At 59.7% G+C, this 23,298-nt stretch carries 14 protein-coding genes, 2 tRNA genes and 3 rRNA genes; 4 read left to right on the top strand and 15 right to left on the bottom strand.

Annotation, left to right across the window (positions count from 1 at the left end; all coding sequences use genetic code 11):
- Positions 1–163: 163 nt before the first annotated feature.
- From S7S_RS02720 to S7S_RS02700, 5 genes are all read right to left on the bottom strand, one after another.
- Entirely contained in the window at positions 164–895 is a 732-nt protein-coding gene (locus S7S_RS02720; protein ID WP_238582930.1) for a GntR family transcriptional regulator, read from the bottom strand.
- Between the two features lie 11 nt (positions 896–906).
- The gene (uca, locus tag S7S_RS02715; protein WP_008740305.1) at positions 907–4,524 is read right to left on the bottom strand and encodes an urea carboxylase; all 3,618 of its coding nucleotides are present in this window, start codon (positions 4,522–4,524) and stop codon (positions 907–909) included.
- A gap of 5 nt (positions 4,525–4,529) precedes the next feature.
- A complete protein-coding gene (gene atzF, locus S7S_RS02710; protein ID WP_008740306.1) occupies positions 4,530–6,368 on the bottom strand; it encodes an allophanate hydrolase in 1,839 nt (612 codons plus the stop codon).
- A 245-nt stretch (positions 6,369–6,613) separates the two neighbouring features.
- Positions 6,614–7,132, bottom strand: coding sequence for a hypothetical protein (locus tag S7S_RS02705; protein ID WP_008740307.1), 519 nt, complete (start codon positions 7,130–7,132; stop codon positions 6,614–6,616).
- Between the two features lie 29 nt (positions 7,133–7,161).
- Positions 7,162–8,664 (bottom strand): hypothetical protein, encoded by a 1,503-nt coding sequence (locus tag S7S_RS02700; protein WP_144401573.1) that lies wholly within the window; start codon positions 8,662–8,664, stop codon positions 7,162–7,164.
- A 339-nt stretch (positions 8,665–9,003) separates the two neighbouring features.
- On the opposite strand from S7S_RS02700, the gene S7S_RS02690 reads away from it, so the two are divergent.
- Positions 9,004–10,115 (top strand): IS3 family transposase gene (locus tag S7S_RS02690; protein ID WP_238582929.1). Its coding sequence is split into 2 segments (ribosomal slippage): positions 9,004–9,265 and positions 9,265–10,115, totalling 1,113 coding nucleotides; the frame shifts between segments, so codons are not numbered across the junction.
- Between the two features lie 671 nt (positions 10,116–10,786).
- On the opposite strand, the gene rrf is transcribed toward S7S_RS02690, so the two are convergent.
- From rrf to tyrS, 6 genes are all read right to left on the bottom strand, one after another.
- Positions 10,787–10,902, bottom strand: a 5S ribosomal RNA gene (rrf, locus tag S7S_RS02685).
- Between the two features lie 230 nt (positions 10,903–11,132).
- Positions 11,133–14,025 (bottom strand): 23S ribosomal RNA (locus S7S_RS02680).
- Between the two features lie 300 nt (positions 14,026–14,325).
- A tRNA-Ala gene (locus S7S_RS02675) sits at positions 14,326–14,401 on the bottom strand.
- A 64-nt stretch (positions 14,402–14,465) separates the two neighbouring features.
- Positions 14,466–14,542, bottom strand: a tRNA-Ile gene (locus tag S7S_RS02670).
- Positions 14,543–14,618: 76 nt separating this feature from the next.
- Positions 14,619–16,161 (bottom strand): 16S ribosomal RNA (locus S7S_RS02665).
- Together the 16S, 23S and 5S rRNA genes with 2 tRNA genes alongside form the textbook arrangement of a ribosomal RNA operon.
- A 291-nt stretch (positions 16,162–16,452) precedes the next feature.
- A complete protein-coding gene (tyrS, locus tag S7S_RS02660; RefSeq protein WP_008739727.1) occupies positions 16,453–17,655 on the bottom strand; it encodes a tyrosine--tRNA ligase in 1,203 nt (400 codons plus the stop codon).
- A gap of 360 nt (positions 17,656–18,015) precedes the next feature.
- Between tyrS and S7S_RS02655 the strand changes: the two genes are divergently transcribed.
- From S7S_RS02655 to S7S_RS02645, 3 genes are read left to right on the top strand one after another with little or no spacing between them, the layout of a single operon-like run.
- Positions 18,016–19,338, top strand: coding sequence for a peptidoglycan DD-metalloendopeptidase family protein (locus tag S7S_RS02655; RefSeq protein WP_008739724.1), 1,323 nt, complete (start codon positions 18,016–18,018; stop codon positions 19,336–19,338).
- Positions 19,319–20,419, top strand: a complete 1,101-nt coding sequence (locus S7S_RS02650) for an anhydro-N-acetylmuramic acid kinase (protein ID WP_238582928.1) — start codon at positions 19,319–19,321, stop codon at positions 20,417–20,419. Before S7S_RS02655 ends, S7S_RS02650 begins: the two co-directional genes overlap by 20 nt.
- An 8-nt stretch (positions 20,420–20,427) precedes the next feature.
- On the top strand, positions 20,428–20,673 hold the full coding sequence (locus S7S_RS02645; RefSeq protein ID WP_008739717.1) for a DUF3820 family protein: 246 nt from the start codon (positions 20,428–20,430) through the stop codon (positions 20,671–20,673).
- A gap of 5 nt (positions 20,674–20,678) precedes the next feature.
- Here S7S_RS02645 and S7S_RS02640 read toward each other — a convergent pair whose 3' ends face one another.
- The 4 genes from S7S_RS02640 to S7S_RS02625 all read right to left on the bottom strand — a co-directional run bounded on the left by S7S_RS02640 (position 20,679) and on the right by S7S_RS02625 (position 23,296).
- Positions 20,679–21,650, bottom strand: a complete 972-nt coding sequence (locus S7S_RS02640) for an NADPH:quinone oxidoreductase family protein (RefSeq protein ID WP_008739714.1) — start codon at positions 21,648–21,650, stop codon at positions 20,679–20,681.
- Between the two features lie 82 nt (positions 21,651–21,732).
- Positions 21,733–22,053 carry an iron-sulfur cluster insertion protein ErpA gene (erpA, locus tag S7S_RS02635; protein ID WP_442858551.1) on the bottom strand — a complete coding sequence of 107 codons (321 nt, stop codon included), beginning with the start codon at positions 22,051–22,053 and terminating at the stop codon, positions 21,733–21,735.
- A gap of 75 nt (positions 22,054–22,128) precedes the next feature.
- Positions 22,129–22,563 carry a bactofilin family protein gene (locus S7S_RS02630; protein ID WP_008739709.1) on the bottom strand — a complete coding sequence of 145 codons (435 nt, stop codon included), beginning with the start codon at positions 22,561–22,563 and terminating at the stop codon, positions 22,129–22,131.
- A 13-nt stretch (positions 22,564–22,576) separates the two neighbouring features.
- Positions 22,577–23,296: a DUF6776 family protein gene (locus S7S_RS02625; protein ID WP_035205796.1), complete on the bottom strand. Its 720-nt coding sequence runs from the start codon at positions 23,294–23,296 to the stop codon at positions 22,577–22,579.
- Positions 23,297–23,298 lie beyond the last annotated feature (2 nt).

The raw sequence follows: 23,298 nt of genomic DNA, 5'->3' as shown, positions 1-23,298 counted from the left end.
CTGCGGGCAGGCCATCAATGCTGAATGACGCTGTAATGAATGTGTTGCCGTGTTCATGGTGTTACCCCCGACATTCCATTAGTGAAAGACATTCCCACGTTCCCCCTGGTCCTTGCCGGAACACCCTGCCGCCCTGTCGGCGGAGGATGATCCCGATACGGGTCTACATCGCATCGCGATCCGCATCAGCGCGCGCGCTGTAGAGCATATGCAGTGTGATCTTGCGCACTTCGCGCCGGCTTTCCTCGATATGCGCACGCAGCATCATCTGTGCCTCATCGGCACGGCGCTGCATGATTGCCCTGAGCACCTTCCCGTGCTCGAGATAGGTGGCCTCGACCCGCGGTGGCTTGGTGAAATCCAGCCGCCGGATAATGCGGATCTTTTCGCTGATCTCACGGTGAATGCGTGCCATCTCGTCATTGCCAGCGGCTTCCACCAGCATTTCGTGGAAGCGCTCGTCCAGCGCCGACAGGCTGCTCATGTCGGTCAGCCGTTCGCTGGCCGGCACCAGCCAGATGCGCTTGAGATCCTCAAGCTGTACTGCACCCTGCTCCTGTTCGCACAGGCGTTTGACGGCGGCGGTTTCCAGAATGGTGCGCACGTCGTACAGGTTCTCGAAGTACTCGAAATTGAATGGCCGCACGCGCCATCCGTTGCGGTAGAGCACCTCGACATAGCTTTCGCGTTGCAGGCGGAACAACGCCTCACGTACCGGCGTGCGGCTCACTCCCATTCGGTCGGCCACGTCGCTTTCAGTAAAACGGTCGCCCGGCAGCAGACGAAAGTCGAAAATGTCCTGCTTGAGCTTGTGATAGATACCTTCCGCCAGATTTCCCGCACGTCCTGTTGCGCGGCTTCCCTGGTGCTGATTACCTGACAGCTCTATCATCATCCCGCCCCGGTTTACGCCGCCACGCTCTCGGCAATCACGAGCAGAGGATCGCCCGCCTGGATCACCCGGCCTTCTTCGCAGTGCACCGTATGAATCACGCCATCCGATGGCGCATGTACCGCGAATTCCATTTTCATCGCCTCGATCACCAGCAGAGGATCGCCTGCCTTGACAGCGTGACCAGGTTGCACCAGCAGCTTCCAGACGTTGCCGCTGATGTCCGCTGACACCAGCTCGCCACCGGCCAGATCGTCTTCGCTGAGCGCGGCATTGCGTTCACGGCCATGGATTTCGTCCAGCGCTGCGTCTTCCTGCCAGAGCGCCACTTCGGCGTCGAAAGCTGCTTTCTGCCTGGCACGAAACTCGACCAGCTCGGGTTCGATGCTGTCCAGGAAGCGCTGGTACTCACCCAGATCGAATACTTCCTCCTGGATATCAAGCGTCATCTGCCCTTCGCGGAAGGCCTCCCGCATCTGCATCAGTTCGTCTTCGGTGACCGGGTAGAAGCGCACCTGGTCAAAAAAGCGCAACAGCCAGGGCTTGCCATCGATGAACACTTCGTTCTTCAGGAATTTGTTCCAGATCGGCAGAGTGCGGCCAATCAACTGATAGCCGCCCGGCGAGTCCATGCCATAGATGCACATGTACACACCACCGATACCCACCGTGCCTTCCGCCGTGTAGGTGCGCGCCGGGTTGTACTTCGATGTCAGCAAGCGATGACGCGGGTCGACAGGCACGGCGCAGGGCGCCCCCAGATAGACATCGCCCAGGCCCAGCACCATATAGCTGGTCTCGTAAACGATCTCCCGAACCTGCTCAATGCTGTCGAGGCCATTGATGCGGCGGATGAATTCGACGTTGCTCGGCAGCCAGGGCGCCTTGTCCCGGACCGACTGGCGATAGCGCGCCACCGCATCCAGCGTGGCAGAATCCTCGAAGGCCAATGGCAGATGAATGACGCGTGTCGGCACTTTCATTTCGCCGACTGGCGGCAATGCTGTTTCCACAGCCAGCAGCGCTTCGATCAGCGCGCGCTGCGGCAGTACACGACTGTCGTAGTTCACCTGCAGGGAACGCACACCCGGGGACAGTTCCAGAATGCCGTCGACCGGATTGGCATTCAGTGCTTCCATCAGCGCGTGGATGCGAAACCGCACGGGCAGATCGAGAACGTTCGGACCGTACTCGATCAGCACATAACGATCCCCCGCCTGGCGATACGCCACGGCGGGGCAGCCGTCACGTGCCGGTAATTCAGCAAGCACCGTCTCGGACACCGTGCCCTCCGGCACACAACCCAGCCCGCTCTCCGCCGCCGCTGCCACCGGCGACAGCGCGGCAATCGACGCATCCTGCGCGAGCTCCATTGCCCGGGCTTCATCGAACCCGATACGGCGGAAGCGAATGCGATCTCCCGGTTTCACCTGGCCGACTTTCCACAACTCGGCCTTGCAGATGGTGACCGGGCAGACAAACCCGCCGAGGCTGGGTCCGTCACGCGTCAGAATGACCGGCATGTCACCGGTAAAATTGATGCTGCCGATCGCGTACTCGCAATCGTGGATGTTTGAAGGATGCAACCCGGCTTCACCACCATCGCTGCGGGTCCAGGTGGGCTTGGGGCCCATCAGGCGTATGCCGAGACGATTGGAGTTGTAGTGCACCGCCCAGTCCGTCTCGAAGAACGTCTCGATGGATTCGCTCTGGAAAAAATCCGGTGCGCCGTGTGGGCCGTACAGCACCGCGATATCCCAGTGATCACCGTACTGGGGCACCAGCGCCTCGTCAGCCGCCGCAGGTTCAGCCGTGGCCGGCGTGCCCCGGACAAGCTCCAGGAGATCCCCGCCGCGCAGGGGGCGGCCACCGTGGCCACCGAACTGCCCCAGTGCGAAGGTGGATTTACTGCCCAGATATTCGGGGACATCAATGCCGCCGCGCACGGCGAAATAGGTACGGCAACCGCTGACCGCCCTGCCCACACGCAGCACCTGCCCGGCCTTGACCGCCAACGGTTTCCAGAACACCACCGGCACATCGTCCAGCGTCGCGTCGGTCTGCGCGCCGGTCAGCGCAACCGTGGTGTCGCAATGAAAGCGCAGCGTTGGGCCGATCAGAGTGCACTCCAGCCCCGCCGCATCGTCGCCATTGCCAACAATTCGATTGGCAAGACGGAAGGCGTAGTCATCCATGGGGCCGGATGGCGGCACACCGATATGCCAGTAGCCTTCGCGTCCCGGATAGTCCTGCACGGTGGTGTAGGTACCAGGGGCGACCACTTCCACCGCCTCCGGCGAAAAGGCAAAACTGTCCAGATAACGTGTCGAAAACTGACCTTTGCAGAAGTCGTCTGTCGCAATAATGGCGCGCAGATACGCCAGGTTGGTGGTGATGCCACACAGTCGTGTGGCCTCCAGTGCCTGAGCCAGGCGTTTTACTGCCTGCGCACGGTCCGCCCCCTGCACCATCAGTTTCGCCACCATCGGATCATAGTGTGGCGACACTTCCGTGCCGGTGCTGACCCAGCCGTCCACCCGCACATCCGCCGGGAAGAAGACTTCTGTCAGCAGCCCCGGCGACGGTTGAAAATTGCGTACCGGATCTTCGGCATAAAGGCGCACCTCAATGGCCGCGCCCTGCGGCACGATATGCAGGCCCGCAAGGTCCGGTGGCGAGCCGGCGGCAGTGCGCAACATCCATTCCACCAGGTCCACACCAGTGACCATTTCGGTGATGCCATGCTCCACCTGCAGACGGGTGTTCACTTCCAGGAAATAGAACTCGTCACGCTGGCCGTCGTAGATGAACTCTACCGTGCCGGCAGACTGGTAACTGACCGACTCACCAAGCCGCACTGCGGCATCCAGCAGTTTCTCCCGCGTCGCGGCTGGCAGGCCCGGCGCCGGCGTTTCCTCGATCACTTTTTGATTGCGGCGCTGGATGGAGCAATCCCGCTCGCCCAGGGCGATTACCTTGCCGAGGCCATCGCCGAAGATCTGTACTTCGATGTGGCGCGCCTGGTCAACGAAACGCTCGAGGAACACACCACTGTCGCTGAAGAAATTCTTGCCCAGCCGCTGCACCGACTCAAAGGCATCGCTGAGCGCCTGATCGCTGTCGCAGCGGGTCAGACCGATACCGCCGCCCCCCGCTGTGCTTTTCAGCATCACCGGGTAACCGATCCCCTCGGCCGCTTCCAGTGCCTGCTCGACCGATGTCAGCAGCGCAGTCCCGGGCGCCAGCGGCACGCCTGCCTGCTCGGCCAGCGCACGCGCTTCGTGTTTCAGCCCGAAGTTTCGCATCTGCATCGGTGTCGGCCCGACAAACACGAGACCGGCCTGCGCACAGGCTTCGGCGAAACCGGCATTTTCCGACAGGAATCCGTAACCGGGAATAATTGCTTGCGCGCCGGTGCTTTTCGCCGCTTCGATGATACGTTCGCCCACCAGATAACTTTCTGAGGGCGCCGCACCGCCAATGGCAACCGCCTCATCTGCTTCCAGCACATGCAGGGCGTTGCGGTCGGCATCGGAGTACACCGCCACACTCGCCACCCCCAGTTTCTTCAGGGTGCGGATAATGCGTACAGCGATTTCGCCCCGGTTTGCGATCAATACTTTGCTGAACATGCTACTCACCCCGCCCTGTTATCCATCGCCGGCGCCGTGTTCCCGGTGACGCTGGCCATATAGGCACGCCAGCCGCCGAATGTGGTGATGTCCTGCGCGGCAGCCCGCGCCCAGTCTTCACAGATAAAGCCCTTCACTTCGCGTCCGTCCGCGAGCGTGATCGTGCCGATCCCCAGTGGCGCCGGAATCATCTGCACAAAGGAGCCGAACGCCGCGACGGGCACGTCCCACAACTCCACCTGAATGGCCGCGCCGGCTCCCAGTTTCATCAGGCCTGGCTTTGGCGGCACTGTGCCGGCCAGAGCAAACAGGCGGTAATCCGCGGAGGTCATGGTGCTTTCCACGAAGCGCGCATCACGTTCGGTGAGTTGGTGGTTCAGCGGCATGCCGGAGAGGTGTGCGCCGACGACGGCCAGACGCACATAGCGTGCAGAGGGCTCTGTCCCGGGGGACGTCATCGCGGGTAGCGGCTGTCCTGTTGCGCCTCGGGTCCAGTCCAGTTGCTCTTGCCAGCGACGCGCAAAATGCAACAGGGCAAAGTCTCGCCACGCGGCGGCGATCAGTGTGATGCCGGCCGGTAAACCGTCCTGCCGAAACACGCCGGGCAGCGCCAGCGCGCACATATCGAGCAGATTGACGAAGTTGGTATAGGTCCCGAGGCGGGAGTTGAGCCGCACCGGATCACGGCGGATATCTTCGATGCGATAATGAGTTGGCGCGGTCGGCACCAGCAGGGCGTCCACATTCGAGAGCAGTTCGTCGGCCTGCTGCTTGATGGCTGCACGGCGGTATTCGGCACGGAAATAATCGGCAGCGGTGGGCTGCTTGCCTCGAGCGACAATGCCTGCCACCACAGGATCCAGCCCCGCCACGTCGTCAGCCACGGCCTGCCCGACGGCGACGTACCGCTCCGCGAGCCAGGGGCCGTCGTACAGCAATGCAGCAATTTCCAGTAGCGGCGCAAAATCGGTCGGCACCAGCGTTGCGCCAAGTGCCTCCAGTTTCTGGCAACTTTCCTGAAAGGCTTTCTCCGCCGCTGCATCTCCGAACCAGTCCGGCGTCATCGGTACGGCAAAGCGCGGCTTTGCCGGCAATTGATCGAACCGGATTTCTGCCGATGACCGTCGTGAGTAGGGGTCCCCCTTGTCCTCGGCCACCAGCAGATTCAGCACGTATTCCGCGTCGCAGACATCCAGGGCGAATACCGACAGGCAATCCAGCGAACGGCAGGCCGGCACTACCCCACGGGCACTCACCGCACCCCGTGTCGGCTTTACGCCGACGAGATTGTTGAAGCCTGCAGGCACACGTCCGGAACCCGCCGTGTCCGTTCCCAGGCTGAACGGCACGCTGCCCTCTGCAACCGCCACCGCCGAACCGGAGCTGGAACCGCCGGAGATGTAGGCAGGATTGAACGCGTTGCGCACTTCACCGTACGGAGAACGTGTCCCCACCAGCCCGGTGGCGAACTGATCAAGATTGGTCTTGCCCATCACGATCGCGCCGGCGTCCAGCAGCCTCTGCACACCGGGCGCAGTGCTGGCGGGCTGATAACCGAAACCCGGGCAGCCCGCCGTCGTGGTCCAGCCCGCGACATCGACATTGTCTTTGACCGCAAACGGCACACCGTACAGCGGCAACCCCGAAATATCCCCGCCCGCAGCCTCCAGCTTCACCGCCAGATCGGTAAGCTGTCGTGCCAACTGACTGTCCGTGGCCACACTGATCCAGACCGGATTGTCACTGGTGCGCAGTTTTTCGACCAACGCCCCCAGCAACGCCTGCGGTGTGCTGCGGCCTTCTGCGTAGGCCGCCAGCCAGTCCCTTATCGTCCACCCGTACACGGTTATGAGCACCTTCTTGTACACAAGTTTGAGTGCTAGAAGTGCAAGGGGTGTGCCAGCCTACGGATGTGACGACAAAGACAGGATAACTTGCTGAAATATTTCGGGGTTCTGGAGTGGCGTACCGGACAGGACGCACCGACCTGGCCGGTGCGGCACGCAGGCGGTGCCTTCTGACGAAGCAGGCCGCACCAGGTTGGCGCGGCCTGCTTCAGATTGAACAAAGACGGTGCGCGACCTCCGTCTCATTCTTCTTCGTGCAGAATCACCTCTTCCGCAGGCAGCACAACCGGCCCCGGGTCCATGGTTTTCTGCGCAGCCACTTCATCAGGCTCACCGACCAGGACGATTGCCGACAATACCCGGGCCGTCTCACGCCCGTCGACTTTCACCCGGCAATGCAGATGCAGGTAGTAACGCCCCGCCGGCATGGCGTCCAGCGATACGGGAATCTCGTAGTATTCCCCCGCCGCAAGGTCAAAATGCATGACAGGCATGTCGTTCATGAGCAGCCCCCGACCTGGCGTGAGCGTGACAGTCATCTCACCCGCGTCATAGCCGCTGTCGAGACGAAGGCTCAGGGTTTCTGCGCCAGCGCCGGACAACCTGTACAACGGCCCGTCGCTTAGCGATACCGCCGCGCCACCTTTACCTACACTGCGTTCGACGGTTGTTTTCGCCAGATCCTGATGTCGATGCCCGGCATCGCAGGCCGGCAGCAGCAGTACGGCGAACAGCGCAGATAGCGCGGCAAAACGTGACATATATCCTCTCCCGCTCAACATTTCTCTGGCTACTGCATCAGGCTGACGGCAAAACAATGCTCCAGTGGCAAGGGTTCGCCCCAGTAGGCCATTGATGCGTCATACACGTTCAGCACATACTCGCCTGCCGGCAGGCCTACCGTCAGTTGCTCCACATCGCCTTCGCTTCCCTCTCCCGAAAACACCATCCGGCCTGCGTGATACACCACCACATCCGGATCCGTCACCCGCGCAGACCCGTCGACTTTCTCGACCAACAGGGTGTAAGCCGCAGACTGCGGGACGCTCAAGTACAGGAACGCTTCTGCACCAAGACCGTTATAGGTACCAAACCGGGACGTGATGCACACTTCCGCCGGCTCACCATTCGCTATCAACGGCTTGTACAGTGGCAGCGCTCCGGGATAGTCACCGTTATTGGTTTCTCCGGCACCCAGATGGCCGCGCCCATGCACGTTGTTTTCGGTCAGCAGGAGATCCAGCATCGCGCCCCACTGCGGAAACAGGACCATTTGTGACTCGGCATAGGAAAACAGTGTGGCAAGTCCTGCGCTCTCCCGGAATTCGTCACTGAACAGGGGCTGCAGCACAGGTGACAAGGCCCCACTGTTCTCGTGAAAACGGTATACAACGCTGCCGACTGAACCCTCGCTGTACCAACCAATACTTTCCTGTTCAACAGCGCGCACATCGTTGCGAAACCCCCACGCCTGTGCCCCGCCACTGCTGTCATGGTAAATCGGGTCCGCCAGCGCGATACCTGCCAGCGCGTTGGCCAGCCCTTCAGAGAATGCGACCCGTGGATCCAGCCGGTCAGCACGCGTGTGCGCACCACCCAGCGAATCATCCCGTGACAGGGCCGACTGCAGGAAATGGGTCCACTCGTGGAGCACGACATGGCGGTCATACTCATCCGTATCCACGTCTTCCGAGCCCAGCAGGTAAATCAGATGTGTGTCGGTTTCCGGAACGTACTGGTAGAAACTGGTCCCGATTTCCACCAGCGACAGCTCTCCCCCGGCGGGCACATTATCGATGCTCCAACGCACCTCCAGATAAGGCAGCGCCGGAATGTCGCCCGCAGAGGCCAGATGCCGAACGCCTTGATGAAAGGTATCGAGAATCGCAAACGGCGCCGCCGCGCGAACCGAGGCATAGGAGGCACCATCCCACCCCGATGCTGCATGCAGATTCCGTTGCGTCGGCCTGCGCCCTGTGCTGACCAGGCTTCCGTCCAGCACATACAGCCGGTTATCCCGCACATTGTCTGTCACACGCACATGCCATGCCGGTGCCTCCGTCAGCATCATTTCGGATGCGACACGCACCTTTACCATGCTGTCTGCTGGCGCCATGAACTGATAGTGGCCGGTTTCGTCACTCAGTGTGGTTGCCAGGATCTCTCCTCTCGCATCCAGGAGCTCAACCCGCACATGGCGCACAGGTCGCCGCTCGATACGTTCATAATCCAGGCCGTTATCCGCCTCTTTCTCTGGCACAAAATCGAAAGTAATAAAGCCGTGCAACTGCACAGACTCCACCACCGGAACAGAAACACCCCCTGAGCCACCCCCGCATGCGGAGAGCAGACAGACAAACAGCAGAGCGACACGACCTGAGCACATAGTGAATGAGCGTTATTGTGTGATTTTTTTGGCTTTATGAGCCCCCTGAAAGGCATGAGGCACTAAATATCAAGAGGACGCAAGGACCTGCGCAAGCTAAAGGGTGCACTCCGTGACAGGGCTTTTTTTGGGCTTGCGCGCTCAGGTCGTTGTGGTGCGGACTTGGTGCCTGTGTAACCATCCCCTAAAATCGGTGCATGCGTAATTAGAGTTCTCCGACCTACAATGAGGCAAACGGAGAACGACATGAAGAAATCACGGTACAGCGAGTCACAGATCGTCAAGATTCTGAAGGAGGTCGAGGGCGGTCGCCTGGTCAAGGAAGTGTGTCGGGAGTACGGCATCTCCGATGCGACCTACTACAACTGGAAATCCAAGTACGGCGGAATGGAAGCCTCTGATGTGAAGCGCCTCAAGGAGCTTGAAGAGGAAAACCGCCGACTGAAGCAGATGTACGCCGAGCTGAGTCTGGATCACAAACTGCTGAAGGATGTGATCGAAAAAAAGCTGTAAAGCCAGCCGTTCGACGAGAACTGGTGAATTACCTGAAGCAGGCGCATGGTGTCAGCATCCGCAGAGCCTGCCGAATTGCTGGCATCAGCGACTCTGTGTACCGGTATCGGCCGGATACCTCCCGGGATGAACCGGTGATTGCTGCGCTTCAGAGCGCGACTGAACGCTATCCCGCCTATGGTTTCAGCAAACTGTTCAAGGTGCTGCGACGCTGGGGACACGGGTGGAATCACAAGCGGGTACATCGGCTGTATTGTGCGCTCAACCTGAACAAACGACGACGGGGCAAAAAACGACTCCCGACACGAAATCCGGAGCCATTAAGCGTACCAGCGACCGTCAATAGATGTTGGTCCATGGATTTCATGAGCGACAGTCTGTTCTGTGGTCGCCGCTTCCGTACCTTCAACGTAGTGGACGACCTCAACCGCGAGGTACTGGCTATTGAGGTTGATCTGAACCTACCAGCTCCGAGGGTCATACGGGTTCTGGAACGCATCATCGCTTGGCGAGGCTACCCGGCCAAACTACGCATGGATAACGGCCCGGAATTCATCTCGATCGCCTTGGCAGACTGGGCCGAGCAACACGGCATTGCGTTGGAATTTATCAAACCCGGGACACCCACTCAGAACTCGTATGTTGAGCGTTTCAATCGAACTTATCGGGACGAGATCCTGAACATGTATGTCTTCCGGAACCTCACCGAGGTGAGAGAACTGACCGAGTCATGGATGACAGAATACAACGATGAGCGCCCACACGATTCACTGGAAGATCTGACACCATGGGAATACCTGGCGAAACACAAACGGGCGGAGAACTCTAATCAACGGTGCAACTGAAACAGGGATGTTTACACCTGGAAGGCTCTACTTGGGTTGCAGGCGCTGCGAGGTAGGGAGAGGAGTTCATCGTGTCCTGCTCACACATGGGGGCGGAGCCACACGTCTTTCGCCGCCTCGCGGCGAGTGTGGCGTAGCGCCGCCGGGCTATGCCCGGTGGCCGGACCCGCGCAGCGGGCCCCACGGATAAAAAGCGGGGCACTCCATGTGAGAGAAGACGCCCTGCCCAACGTGCGATAGAGAGTTCGTGCACTCAGATCGTTATGGGAGTGAGCGTGGGCATGGTCGGTCCTACTTGATCAACGCGGTGCGTTGACCCCTTCGGGGCGCCTGCGGCGTCCACCGGCCTGCAGGCCGGTGTCACATGGCAGCGCGTTGCGCTGCGAGGTAGGGAGAGGAGTTCATCGTGTCCTAAAAATGAAAAACCCCCGACGCGAAGCGGCGGGGGTCTTTCATTTTTAGGAGCCTGACGATGGCCTGCTCACACATGGGGGCGAAGCCACACGTCTTTCGCCGCCTCGCGGCGAGTGTGGTGTAGCGCCGCCGGGCTATGCCCGGTGGCCGGACCCGCGCAGCGGGCCCCACCTATAAAGAGCAGGTTTCCCCATGTGAGAGCGCACATAAGTAAAACGCCCTGCCAGGATTCCCTGACAGGGCGTTTTAGTTTAGGAGCCTGACGATGTCCTACTCTCACATGGGGAAACCCCACACTACCATCGGCGATGCGTCGTTTCACTTCTGAGTTCGGTATGGGATCAGGTGGTTCCAACGCTCTAAAGTCGTCAGGCAAACTGGTTTGGTTTCTTGCTCTGTGGCGAGGCCACAGTACTGGCTGCAAGATCCCAAAGGCGTCTGCCTTGTTACATCCCGCATTTGCGGGCGGCATCAAGACATGCTGGATAGGAAGTCGAAGTAATGATGCAAGGTCTGAATACACTTGCGTCTTTCGTCGTGTCTCTGACACGTCCTGCCATTGTACCCGGATCGCGCTGCATGGCGCTGACCGCTTTGGGTTATATGGTCAAGCCGCACGGGCAATTAGTACTGGTTAGCTGCACGCCTTACAGCGCTTCCACACCCAGCCTATCAACGTGGTGGTCTTCCACGGCCCTTCAGGGGAATCAAGTTCCCAGGGAGACCTTATCTTGAGGGGGGCTTCCCGCTTAGATGCTTTCAGCGGTTATCCCGTCCGCACATAGCTACCCGGCAATGCCACTGGCGTGACAACCGGAACACCAGAGGTGCGTCCACTCCGGTCCTCTCGTACTAGGAGCAGCTCCTCTCAAGTCTCCAACGCCCACGGCAGATAGGGACCGAACTGTCTCACGACGTTCTAAACCCAGCTCGCGTACCTCTTTAAATGGCGAACAGCCATACCCTTGGGACCGGCTTCAGCCCCAGGATGAGATGAGCCGACATCGAGGTGCCAAACACCGCCGTCGATATGAACTCTTGGGCGGTATCAGCCTGTTATCCCCGGAGTACCTTTTATCCGTTGAGCGATGGCCCTTCCATACAGAACCACCGGATCACTAAGACCTACTTTCGTACCTGCTCGACTTGTGGGTCTCGCAGTCAAGCACCCTTGTGCCTTTGCACTCAGCGCACGATGTCCGACCGTGCTGAGGGTACCTTTGTGCTCCTCCGTTACTCTTTGGGAGGAGACCGCCCCAGTCAAACTACCCACCACACATTGTCCCTGATCCGGATAACGGACCGAGGTTAGAACCCCAAACATGCCAGGCTGGTATTTCAAGGTTGACTCCACCGGAACTGGCGTCCCGGCTTCAATGTCTCCCAGCTATCCTACACAAGCAGGCTCAGAGTCCAATGCGAAGCTATAGTAAAGGTTCACGGGGTCTTTCCGTCTAGCCGCGGGTACACAGCATCTTCACTGCGATTTCGATTTCACTGAGTCTCGGGTGGAGACAGCGCCCCCATCATTACGCCATTCGTGCAGGTCGGAACTTACCCGACAAGGAATTTCGCTACCTTAGGACCGTTATAGTTACGGCCGCCGTTTACCGGGGCTTCGATCAAGAGCTTCTCCGAAGATAACCCCATCAATTAACCTTCCGGCACCGGGCAGGCGTCACACCCTATACGTCCACTTTCGTGTTTGCAGAGTGCTGTGTTTTTAATAAACAGTTGCAGGGGCCTTTTCACTGCGGCCGACAGACGCTTACGGGGCAAGCCCTTCACATCCACCGGCGTACCTTCTCCCGAAGTTACGGTACAATTTTGCCTAGTTCCTTCACCCGAGTTCTCTCAAGCGCCTTAGAATACTCATCCCAACCACCTGTGTCGGTTTAGGGTACGGTTCCTCGTAACCTGAAGCTTAGAAGTTTTTCCTGGAAGCATGGTATCAACCACTTCTCGGGCACAAAGGCCCAATAGTCTCAGCTCTCAGCCTTAGGATCCCGGATTTGCCTAAGATCCCAGCCTACTGCCTTTCCCCGGGACAACCAACGCCCGGTAGGCCTAACCTTCTCCGTCCCTCCATCGCAGTTACGAGAAGTACGGGAATATTAACCCGTTTCCCATCAGCTACGCTCTTCAGCCTCGCCTTAGGGGCCGACTCACCCTGCGCCGATTAGCGTTGCGCAGGAAACCTTGGTCTTTCGGCGTGGAGGTTTTTCACCCCCATTGTCGTTACTCACGTCAGCATTCGCACTTCTGATACCTCCAGCATGCTTCTCAACACACCTTCAACGGCTTACAGAACGCTCCCCTACCACGCACACTAAGTGTGCATCCGCAGCTTCGGTATCCAGTTTGAGCCCCGTTACATCTTCCGCGCAGGCCGACTCGACCAGTGAGCTGTTACGCTTTCTTTAAAGGGTGGCTGCTTCTAAGCCAACCTCCTGGCTGTCTAAGCCTTCCCACATCGTTTCCCACTTAACTGGATTTAGGGACCTTAGCTGGCGGTCTGGGTTGTTGCCCTCTTCACGACGAACGTTAGCACCCGCCGTGTGTCTCCCGGATAGTACTCACTGGTATTCGGAGTTTGCATCGGGTTGGTAAGCCGGGATGGCCCCCTAGCCGAAACAGTGCTCTACCCCCAGTGGTATTCGTCCGAGGCGCTACCTAAATAGCTTTCGGGGAGAACCAGCTATCTCCGAGCTTGATTAGCCTTTCACTCCGACCCACAGCTCATCCGAATCTTTTTCAACAGATCCCGGTTCGGTCCTCCAGTGCGTGTTACCGCACCTTCAACCTGGCCATGGGTAGATCGCCCGGTTTCGGGTCTAATCCCAGCAACTAGCGCCCTATTAAGACTCGGTTTCCCTACGGCTCCCCTATTCGGTTAACCTCGCTACTGAAATTAAGTCGCTGACCCATTATACAAAAGGTACGCCGTCACCCACCGAAATGGGCTCCGACTGCTTGTACGTACACGGTTTCAGGTTCTATTTCACTCCCCTCTCCGGGGTTCTTTTCGCCTTTCCCTCACGGTACTGGTTCACTATCGGTCAGCCAGGAGTATTTAGCCTTGGAGGATGGTCCCCCCATATTCAGTCAAGATAACACGTGTCCCGACCTACTCGTTTTCACTTCCCACCACCTTTCGCATACGGGGCTTTCACCCACTATGGCCGGCCTTTCCAGAACCGTTCCGCTAAATGATGAGAAGCTTAAGGGCTAGTCCCCTTTCGCTCGCCGCTACTAAGGGAATCTCGGTTGATTTCTGTTCCTACGGGTACTTAGATGTTTCAGTTCCCCGCGTTCGCCTCTAAGGACCTATGGATTCAGTCCTAAGATACCTGCCTTACAGCAGGTGGGTTGCCCCATTCGGAAATTCCCGGATCAAAGGTTGTTTGCTACCTCCCCGAGACTTATCGCAAGCTACAACGTCCTTCATCGCCTCTGGCTGCCAAGGCATCCACCGTGTACGCTTCGTCACTTGACCATATAACCCAAAACAGTCATCTCGCCCAAACTTCAAGCAGACAACCACCAGGTTACACAGCAGCAACATGTCAGTTTCGCCGAAAGACGCAAGTATCGTATTCAAGACACTCACATCTTTACTTTGACTCGACTTCTCTATCCAAATTTTTAAAGAGCTTGCACCAGACTCGTCATCATGGCGCTTTTCTTACCGGCCTAAAAAAGCCAGAAGCAAATGTCTTTGATACAGCCCAAGGCACTTGGTTCTGACTTTGCTTGCCAAACTTTTCAGTTTGCCAGTACGTAACCAGCCTGCATTTGGTGGAGCCAAGCGGGATCGAACCGCTGACCTCCTGCGTGCAAGGCAGGCGCTCTCCCAGCTGAGCTATGGCCCCATATTTGCAGCATCCAGACTCACTACTGGATCGGCTTCCGAACTGGCTGCCGCAGCAGTAAATCTGGTGGGTCTGGGTGGATTTGAACCACCGACCTCACCCTTATCAGGGGTGCGCTCTAACCAACTGAGCTACAGACCCTAAACTCTCGGCCTGCACTCTTTTTAACCAGACAGACAAACGTGTGGGTCCCTGAACTGTGTTCAGGTTTAGTCGTTAAGGAGGTGATCCAGCCGCAGGTTCCCCTACGGCTACCTTGTTACGACTTCACCCCAGTCATGAACCACACCGTGGTAAGCGCCCTCCCGAAGGTTAGGCTACCTACTTCTGGTGCAATCCACTCCCATGGTGTGACGGGCGGTGTGTACAAGGCCCGGGAACGTATTCACCGCAGCATTCTGATCTGCGATTACTAGCGATTCCGACTTCATGCAGTCGAGTTGCAGACTGCAATCCGGACTACGACCGGTTTTAAGGGATTTGCTCCGCCTCGCGACTTCGCTGCCCTCTGTACCGGCCATTGTAGCACGTGTGTAGCCCTACTCGTAAGGGCCATGATGACTTGACGTCGTCCCCACCTTCCTCCGGTTTGTCACCGGCAGTCTCCCTAGAGTTCCCGGCATAACCCGCTGGCAACTAGGGACAAGGGTTGCGCTCGTTACGGGACTTAACCCAACATCTCACGACACGAGCTGACGACAGCCATGCAGCACCTGTCACTCGGCTCCCGAAGGCACCAAGGCATCTCTGCCAAGTTCCGAGGATGTCAAGAGTAGGTAAGGTTCTTCGCGTTGCATCGAATTAAACCACATGCTCCACCGCTTGTGCGGGCCCCCGTCAATTCATTTGAGTTTTAACCTTGCGGCCGTACTCCCCAGGCGGTCTACTTATCGCGTTAGCTGCGCCACCAACAATACAAGATCGCCGACGGCTAGTAGACATCGTTTACGGCGTGGACTACCAGGGTATCTAATCCTGTTTGCTCCCCACGCTTTCGCACCTCAGCGTCAGTGTCAGTCCAGGAGGCCGCCTTCGCCACTGGTGTTCCTTCCGATCTCTACGCATTTCACCGCTACACCGGAAATTCCACCTCCCTCTACTGCACTCTAGCTAGCCAGTATCGGATGCAGTTCCAAGGTTGAGCCCTGGGCTTTCACATCCGACTTAACTAACCGCCTACGCGCGCTTTACGCCCAGTAATTCCGATTAACGCTCGCACCTTTCGTATTACCGCGGCTGCTGGCACGAAATTAGCCGGTGCTTCTTCTGTAGGTAACGTCAAGTACTCCAGGGTATTAACCCGAAGCCTTCCTCCCTACTGAAAGTGCTTTACAACCCTAGGGCCTTCTTCACACACGCGGCATGGCTGGATCAGGGTTGCCCCCATTGTCCAAGATTCCCCACTGCTGCCTCCCGTAGGAGTTCGGGCCGTGTCTCAGTCCCGATGTGACTGGTCATCCTCTCAGACCAGTTACGGATCGTCGCCTTGGTAGGCCTTTACCCTACCAACTAGCTAATCCGACGCGGGCTCATCCATCTGCGCAAGGTCCGAAGATCCCCTGCTTTCCCCCGTAGGGATTATGCGGTATTAGCTTGGGTTTCCCCAAGTTATCCCCCACAAATGGGTAGATTCCCACGCGTTACTCACCCGTCCGCCGCTCGCCGGCAAAGTAGCAAGCTACTCCCCGCTGCCGCTCGACTTGCATGTGTTAGGCCTGCCGCCAGCGTTCAATCTGAGCCATGATCAAACTCTTCAGTTAAGAAAAGCGTTTAAAGTGCCTACGCACTTAATACATGCTCAGCTAGTTCGCAAATTACACTCATTTGAGCTTGACTTGCTCTGTAGCCGAATTCTTTAAACCCGACACAGAACAGGTCCCACACGTTTGTCTGCCTGATTGTTAAAGAGCGCTTCGCTTCGAGGCAGGGCCTCGTCGAGAGAGCGGCCATTCTACTGATCGGCCGCTCCCTGTCAAACACTTTCTACAGCTTTTTTCAGGGATTTCAGGACAGGCGAAATACTGACCAGCACTGACTGGCGCAGCCCCGCCTCAGACCACCATCACACGGGCAATCTTCTTCTTACCGGCCTGGACCACATACGCCCGCCCACGCCGAAGCACCAGCCCCGGATCAGCCTGGACACCGTCCACATAGACTGCGCCGCGGGCCAGCACATCCTTGGCCGCCTTGCCGTTCTGCACCAGCCCGGCATCCCGCAGGGCATCCAGCAGCCGCAACCCCTCGTCTCCGGCACCGATCTCCATTTCCGGCAGGTTCTCCGGAATGTCGCCCAGAGCGATCTGGTTGCCGGCGGAGCGCGGCGCGGCGGCGGCGGCGGCGGCATCGTGGAAACGGGTGATCAGCTCGTCTGCCAGCATCTTCTTCGCCTCCTGCGGGGTGCCGGCTGCTTCGGCCTGCGCCTTCATTGCCGCCACCTCCTCCAGACTCCGCAGGCTGAGGAGCTCGAAGTAGCGCCAGACCAGTTGGTCCGGTACCGACAGCAATTTGCGGTACATCTCCCCAGGAGCGTCCGTCACGCCAATATAGTTACCCAGAGACTTGGACATCTTCTGCACGCCATCCAGCCCCTCCAGGATCGGCACCGTGATGCAGACCTGCGGCGCCTGGCCATAGTGCTTCTGCAGGGTACGCCCCATCAGCAGGTTGAATTTCTGGTCGGTACCACCGAATTCGACATCTGCCTCCAGCGCCACCGAGTCGTAGCCCTGGATCAGCGGGTACAGAAACTCGTGGATGGCAATGGGCTGGCCGGATTTGTAGCGCTTGTCGAAGTCATCACGCTCGAGCATCCGCGCCACGGTGTACTGCCCCGCCAGGCGGATCATGCCGGAAACCCCCAACTGGTCCATCCATTCGGAGTTGAACCGCACTTCGGTCCTGGCCGGGTCGAGGATCTTGAACACCTGCTCTTTATAGGTCTCGGCGTTGGCCTGCACCTGCTCGCGAGTCAGGGGTGGCCGGGTGGCGCTCTTGCCGCTTGGGTCGCCGATCATGCCGGTGAAGTCCCCGATCAGGAATACCACCTGATGCCCCAGATCCTGAAACTGACGCAACTTGTTGATCAGCACGGTATGGCCAAAGTGCAGGTCCGGCGCGGTGGGGTCAAAGCCGGCCTTGATCCGCAGCGGCCGCCCCGTTTCCAGCTTGCGCCGCAAATCCTCTTCAAGGATGATCTCCTCGGTGCCACGGCGAATGATCGCCAGTGTCTGTTCCAGATCCAGATCGGCCATGCCTACCTCTATACAATGCAGCCGGTTCGTTTACGCAGGCTCTTCGCCTGCCCTGCGGGCCGTCACGGCCCGCGGCACCCTTAAATGATGGAGCGACCTGCTGGTCGCAGAGCCACCCACGGACGCACCTCTGCAGACCTCCCGGAATCGGGCGGGCCGGCAGCTGGGTGTTACCGGAAATACGAGAATGTTGCCCCTAGGCCCGGCAGGGCCTGCAACATCTGGTAAAACGGGCGGCCATTGTAGCACTTGAATGCCCCGGCGAAAGGCGGTTATCTTCTGACCTGAAGATTCCCTGTTCCTCGATTTTTCCGGGGGTTACGTCAACAAGCTAATAAACCGCTGAATATGGGATCCGCTATGACCCGGTTCGTGCAGCTGGCACGTTGTTTCCCCCGGGGCCACCTGCTGGCCTGTTTTGCGCTGATCGCCCTGCTGGGAGCCGCCTCCCTGCTGCCCGAGTCAGACGCCGACACCCCGGACGTTGCCACCCGACCGCTGGCCCTGCCGGCACCAGAACCCCGCGTTGCCGAGAATGCCTCCGACACGTCGACCGTGCCCCCGGCCCCACCGGCCCGCGAGTGGCGAGAGCTGACTGTCAGCAATGGCGACACCCTGTCTGGTCTGCTGCAATCCCAGGGCGTTTCGTCCGGCGATGTGCATCGATTGGTCACCGCTGATGACCGCCTGAAAGCACTGACCCGCATTCGCCCCGGCGATGTGCTGCGCATCGCACTGGACGACCAGGGCAAGCTCGACGCACTGGAGTATAAAGTCAGCCTGATAGAGTCACTGCAGGCAGAACATACCGCTGACGGCTGGCAGGTCACCGAACAGGTGCGCGAGTATGAGCGCCAGATGCGCTATGCCGAAGCCACCATCACGGATTCGCTGTTTCTGTCTGCCCAGCGGGCAGGCATGACCGACAACCTGATCATGCAACTGGTGAATATCTACGCCTGGGATATCGATTTCGTGCTGGATATTCGTCAGGGCGACAGCTTCCGCGTGCTGTTCGAGGAACTGTATCTGGATGGCGAGAAAGTCGGCGTGGGCAATATCACCATGGCTGAATTCCGCAATCGTGATCGTGATCTGGTCGCGTTTCGCTACGAGACGGAAGAAGGAGACATCGATTTCCTCGATCTGAACGGCAATTCTCTGCGCCGCGCCTTCATCCGCACGCCGGTGGAGTTCGCTCGCATCAGTTCACGCTTCAACCCGAACCGCCGGCATCCGATCCTGAACACGCTGCGCGCCCACCGCGGCGTGGACTACGCGGCCCCCACCGGCACACCGATTCGTGCCTCCGGCGATGGGCGCGTGGAATTTGTGGGCGTCAAAGGCGGCTACGGCAATACCGTGGTGATCAAGCACGGCCAGCAGTACAGCACGCTCTACGCGCACATGAGCCGCTTCGCCAGCGGCATGCGCAACGGCACCCGGGTGCGTCAGGGGCAGACCATTGGCTATGTGGGCAAAAGCGGCCTGGCCACCGGCCCGCACCTGCACTATGAGTTTCTGGTCAACGGGGTGCACCGCGATCCGCTTACCGTGCAATTGCCCAAGGCACGGGGCGTGAAGGACGCTGAGCGCCAGCAATTCCTGGTCTACGCCAACCGCTTGCGCAACCAGATGGCCCTGCACGCCGAGGCATTCACACTTGCCCAGAACTTCCATTGACGGCCATTTTATCGGCCTGATGTCCGGCACCAGCGCGGATGCCATTGACGCCGTGCTGGTGCGGGTCGACCGCCACCACTGCCATCTCGAGGCCCGCCACAGCCTGCCTCTGGACGACGCCCTGCACGACACCATTCTGGCACTGAACGACAGCGGCGCGGATGAAATCGACCGCGCTGGCGCGCTGCATGTCCAGCTCGGCGAACGCTTCGCCGACGCCGCCCTCACGCTGCTTGAACACAGCGGCCTGCGCGCCCGCGACATTGTCGCCATTGGCAGTCACGGGCAGACTCTGCGCCACCGCCCTGCCACCGGTTTCAGCCTGCAGGTCGGCAGCGCAGACGTGATCGCCAGCCGCACCGGTATCACCACGATCAGTGATTTTCGCAATCGCGATATTGCGCTTGGCGGGCAAGGCGCTCCGCTGGTGCCCCGCTTTCATCAGGCCATGCTGGCCCAGGGCGGGGAACGGCGCGTCGTACTGAATCTCGGCGGCATGGCCAACGTAACGCTGCTGGACGGCGAGCAACTGGTCGCCGGGTTCGATACCGGGCCTGGCAATGTGCTGCTGGATGCCTGGTGCCGGCAACATACTGGCGCCCGCTTTGACCACGATGGCGCATGGAGCAGACAGGGGCAGTGTCTGCCGGCGCTACTCGAACGCCTGCTGGGCGAACCGTATCTTCAGCGGCCACACCCGAAAAGCACCGGACGCGAGCTGTTCCGGATGGACTGGCTGGCCCGTCAGTTGCAGGGCCATGAAGCTCCGGAAGATGTCCAGGCGACTCTGGCACAGTTCACCGCCCGCACCGTTGCCGATGCCATCAACCCCTTTTCACCCGCCACCGTGCTGGTATGCGGCGGGGGAGTCTTCAACACGCACCTGCTGTCTCTACTGACCCGGCTGTTGCCGGGCACGCGTATCACCAGCACCGGCGAGGCCGGCATTGATCCGATGGCCGTGGAGGCCTGCGCGTTTGCCTGGCTGGCCTGGGCGCACCTGAACCGCGTGCCGGGCAATGCACCGCAAGTCACCGGCGCTCGCCGGGACGCTGTACTCGGCGCCTGTTACCCAGCCTGAAGGCCACCATGACGGATCAACCCGATTTTCTCTCTGACAGCAGCCAGCTCCTTGAAGCCATCAACCAGATCATGCCCTACGGCAAATACACCGGCCGCCGGCTGCTGGAACTGCCCGAACCGTACCTGGTCTGGTACCACGGCGAAGGCTTCCCTAACAGCAAGCTGGGCCGGCAACTGGCACTGATCTACGAGATCAAGCTCAACGGCCTGGAGAGCATGCTCAGGCCGCTGCTGAAAGACAGCCAGATCTAGAAACGCTAGGGCGTCACCACGATCTTGCCACTGGAACGGCGCTCGAAGAGGGCAGCAAACGCCTCGCCTGCCTGCGCCATCGGATAAACATGGTCCGGTGCAGTCTTGAGCTTGCCCGCCAGCGTCCATTCCACCAACTGACTGATCACCGGGGGCACCACTGCCGGATTGCCCATCACCTCGCCGCCCCAGTTCACGCCGATGATCGCGCAACGCTTCAACAGCGGCAGGTTCAGCGGAATCCTGGCGATGCCGGTGACAAACCCCACCACCAGATAACGTCCCCCCGGGGCCAGCAGCCGCAGCGCCGGCTCGGCCAGATCACCGCCCACCGGGTCGTACACCACATCCACGCCCTGCCCGCCCGCTGCCGCCTTCGCTTCCTTGCGCCATGTTTCCTGGGTGTAGTCGATCACCACGTCCGCACCCGCCTTCAGGCATCGCTGGCGCTTTTCCTCGGTGGATGCACAGGCGATCACTCTCGCGCCCATGGCCTTGCCGAGTTCGATGGCGGTTGATCCGGTGGTCCCGGAAGCGCCCAGCACCAGCAGCGTTTCACCGGCTTTCAGGTGCCCGCATTCGCGCAGGCCGTACAAGCCGGTGGCGTAGGCGATGAAGAAATTGGCTGCATCCAGCAACGGCACTTCTTTGGGCAGCGGCACACAGGACTGCGCTGGCAGCGTCACTTTTTCGGCCATGCCACCCAGCAGTGCAAACGCGGCCACGTGATCACCCGGCGCGACGTGCGTCACGCCTTCGCCCACCTCCACCACCACGCCGGCAATGGCGCTGCCCGGGACGAAGGGCAGCGGCGGCTTGATCTGGTACTCACCCTTCACCAGCAGGCCATCGAAGTAACCGACGCCGACGCCGGCCATCTCCAGCATGACTTCGCCCTTGCCGGGTGTGCGTTCGGGAATATCAGAGACTTTCAGGGCGGAAGGGTCGGAAAAGGCTTCCACTTGCAGCGCACGCATAGCCACCTCGTTGTTGTGATGTCTGCGCTGAAGGGTAGCAGCCCGGTGGAGGGGTGCAATGACACAAAGCACCGGGCGCAGGTCAGATCGAGAAGGAGGAGCCGCAGCCGCAGGTGGAGGTCGCGTTGGGATTCTGGACAACGAAACGGGCCCCCATCAGGCCCTGGTCATAATCCACTTCGGAGCCGGTCAGGTACTGGATGCTCATGGCATCCACCAGCAACGTCACGTCACCGTTTTCGACCACGGTGTCGTCTTCCTTCATCTGTTCGTCGAAGGTAAAGCCATAGGAGAACCCCGAGCATCCGCCGCCGGTGATATACACCCGCAGCTTCAGCGCCGGGTTACCTTCCTCATCACGCAGTTCCCGCACCTTGGCGGCCGCGCGGTCAGTGAATGTCATTGCAGCAATATCGGTCATTGGGCCATTAACAGCAGTTCGTCACGGCACAAATGGTCAGATACCCGACCAATATAGTCAAGTATTGGCCTCACTGGCCCCTGCGGGCGCGGCCTCCGCCTTCTTCTCCGGCGCCGGCAGATGCTTGCGCTCGCCCTGGCGCACCAGCTTGCCGTTGACCTGGGCGCCCACCACCATCTCAATCAGGTTGTAGTAGACGTTGCCCTCGATCACGGCCTTTTCAGCCAGTTCCAGGTTACCACTGGCGTGTACATCGCCTTCCACGCGGCCGTTGATGATGATATCCGGCACACGGATTTCACCCTTCACCGTGCCGGACTCCCCGATCACCAGCTTGCCGCCGTCACCGGAGACACTGATGTTCCCTTCGACCTTGCCCTGGATATGCAAACCGCCGGAAAAGGCGATATCCCCGCGGATTTCGGCACTGGGCGCCACCAGCGTGTGGTTGCGGTAGTCTTCGCGTACTGTCTTTTTATCCCGCCCGAGCACTGTCTTTCTCCTGTCACTGCCAGCCAAATTGTTGTTCCACTCGCTGCCCGCCGCGGCCACCGGCCACGGCTTCCACCGTGATGGTGCCCGGCACGATCTCAGGCGGCAGCTCCAGGCGGCCGGAGAGCTCCTGGAAGTAGCGGAACCGGAAACTGGTGTTGTTGGCGTCCGTGCTGATGAGCTCGGCGCCCGGTATCGAAACCGGGCTGCCGGCGCGCTGACCGTCCAGGGTCAGGTTGATATCCCCCGCGATGAAATTGCGGTTATCGCCGATCTGGGTCAACACCAGACGATACTGGTAAACCCCCTCCGTCTCCGTGCGGGTGACGTCGAAGCGCTCGATGCGCAGCCCCTGTTCCCCTTCAGTGGGCGACATCACGTTCTTGTAGAACGCCACCGCTTCTTCCAGCTCGGCAATCTGGTCCCGCAGGCCACGCAATTCCTGGCGCACCTGCTCCTGAGCCTGGTAGGACACCTCACTGTTGGTGCGGTGCAGGGCCAGTTCGTCGCGCGCTTCACGCAGGCTGGCCTCCAGGCTGTTGATCTTCATCCGCTGGCGCTGCTGATCGATGCTCGCGCCCCAGCCGTCGTTGCCGGCGCTGAAGTAGCCGCCCACAAATGCCAGCATCACGGCAAGCGCGGTCACCAACACCCAGCTGATACGCTGCCGGCGTTGCCGGCGCAGGTCCACCGGCATCAGGGTCAGTTCGCTGACGGCCTTGCGTTTTTTCATGC

Origin of the sequence: Isoalcanivorax pacificus W11-5, assembly GCF_000299335.2 — a bacterium.
Classification (GTDB): Bacteria; Pseudomonadota; Gammaproteobacteria; order Pseudomonadales; family Alcanivoracaceae; genus Isoalcanivorax; species Isoalcanivorax pacificus.
This window is presented reverse-complemented; position numbering and strand designations above follow the sequence as displayed.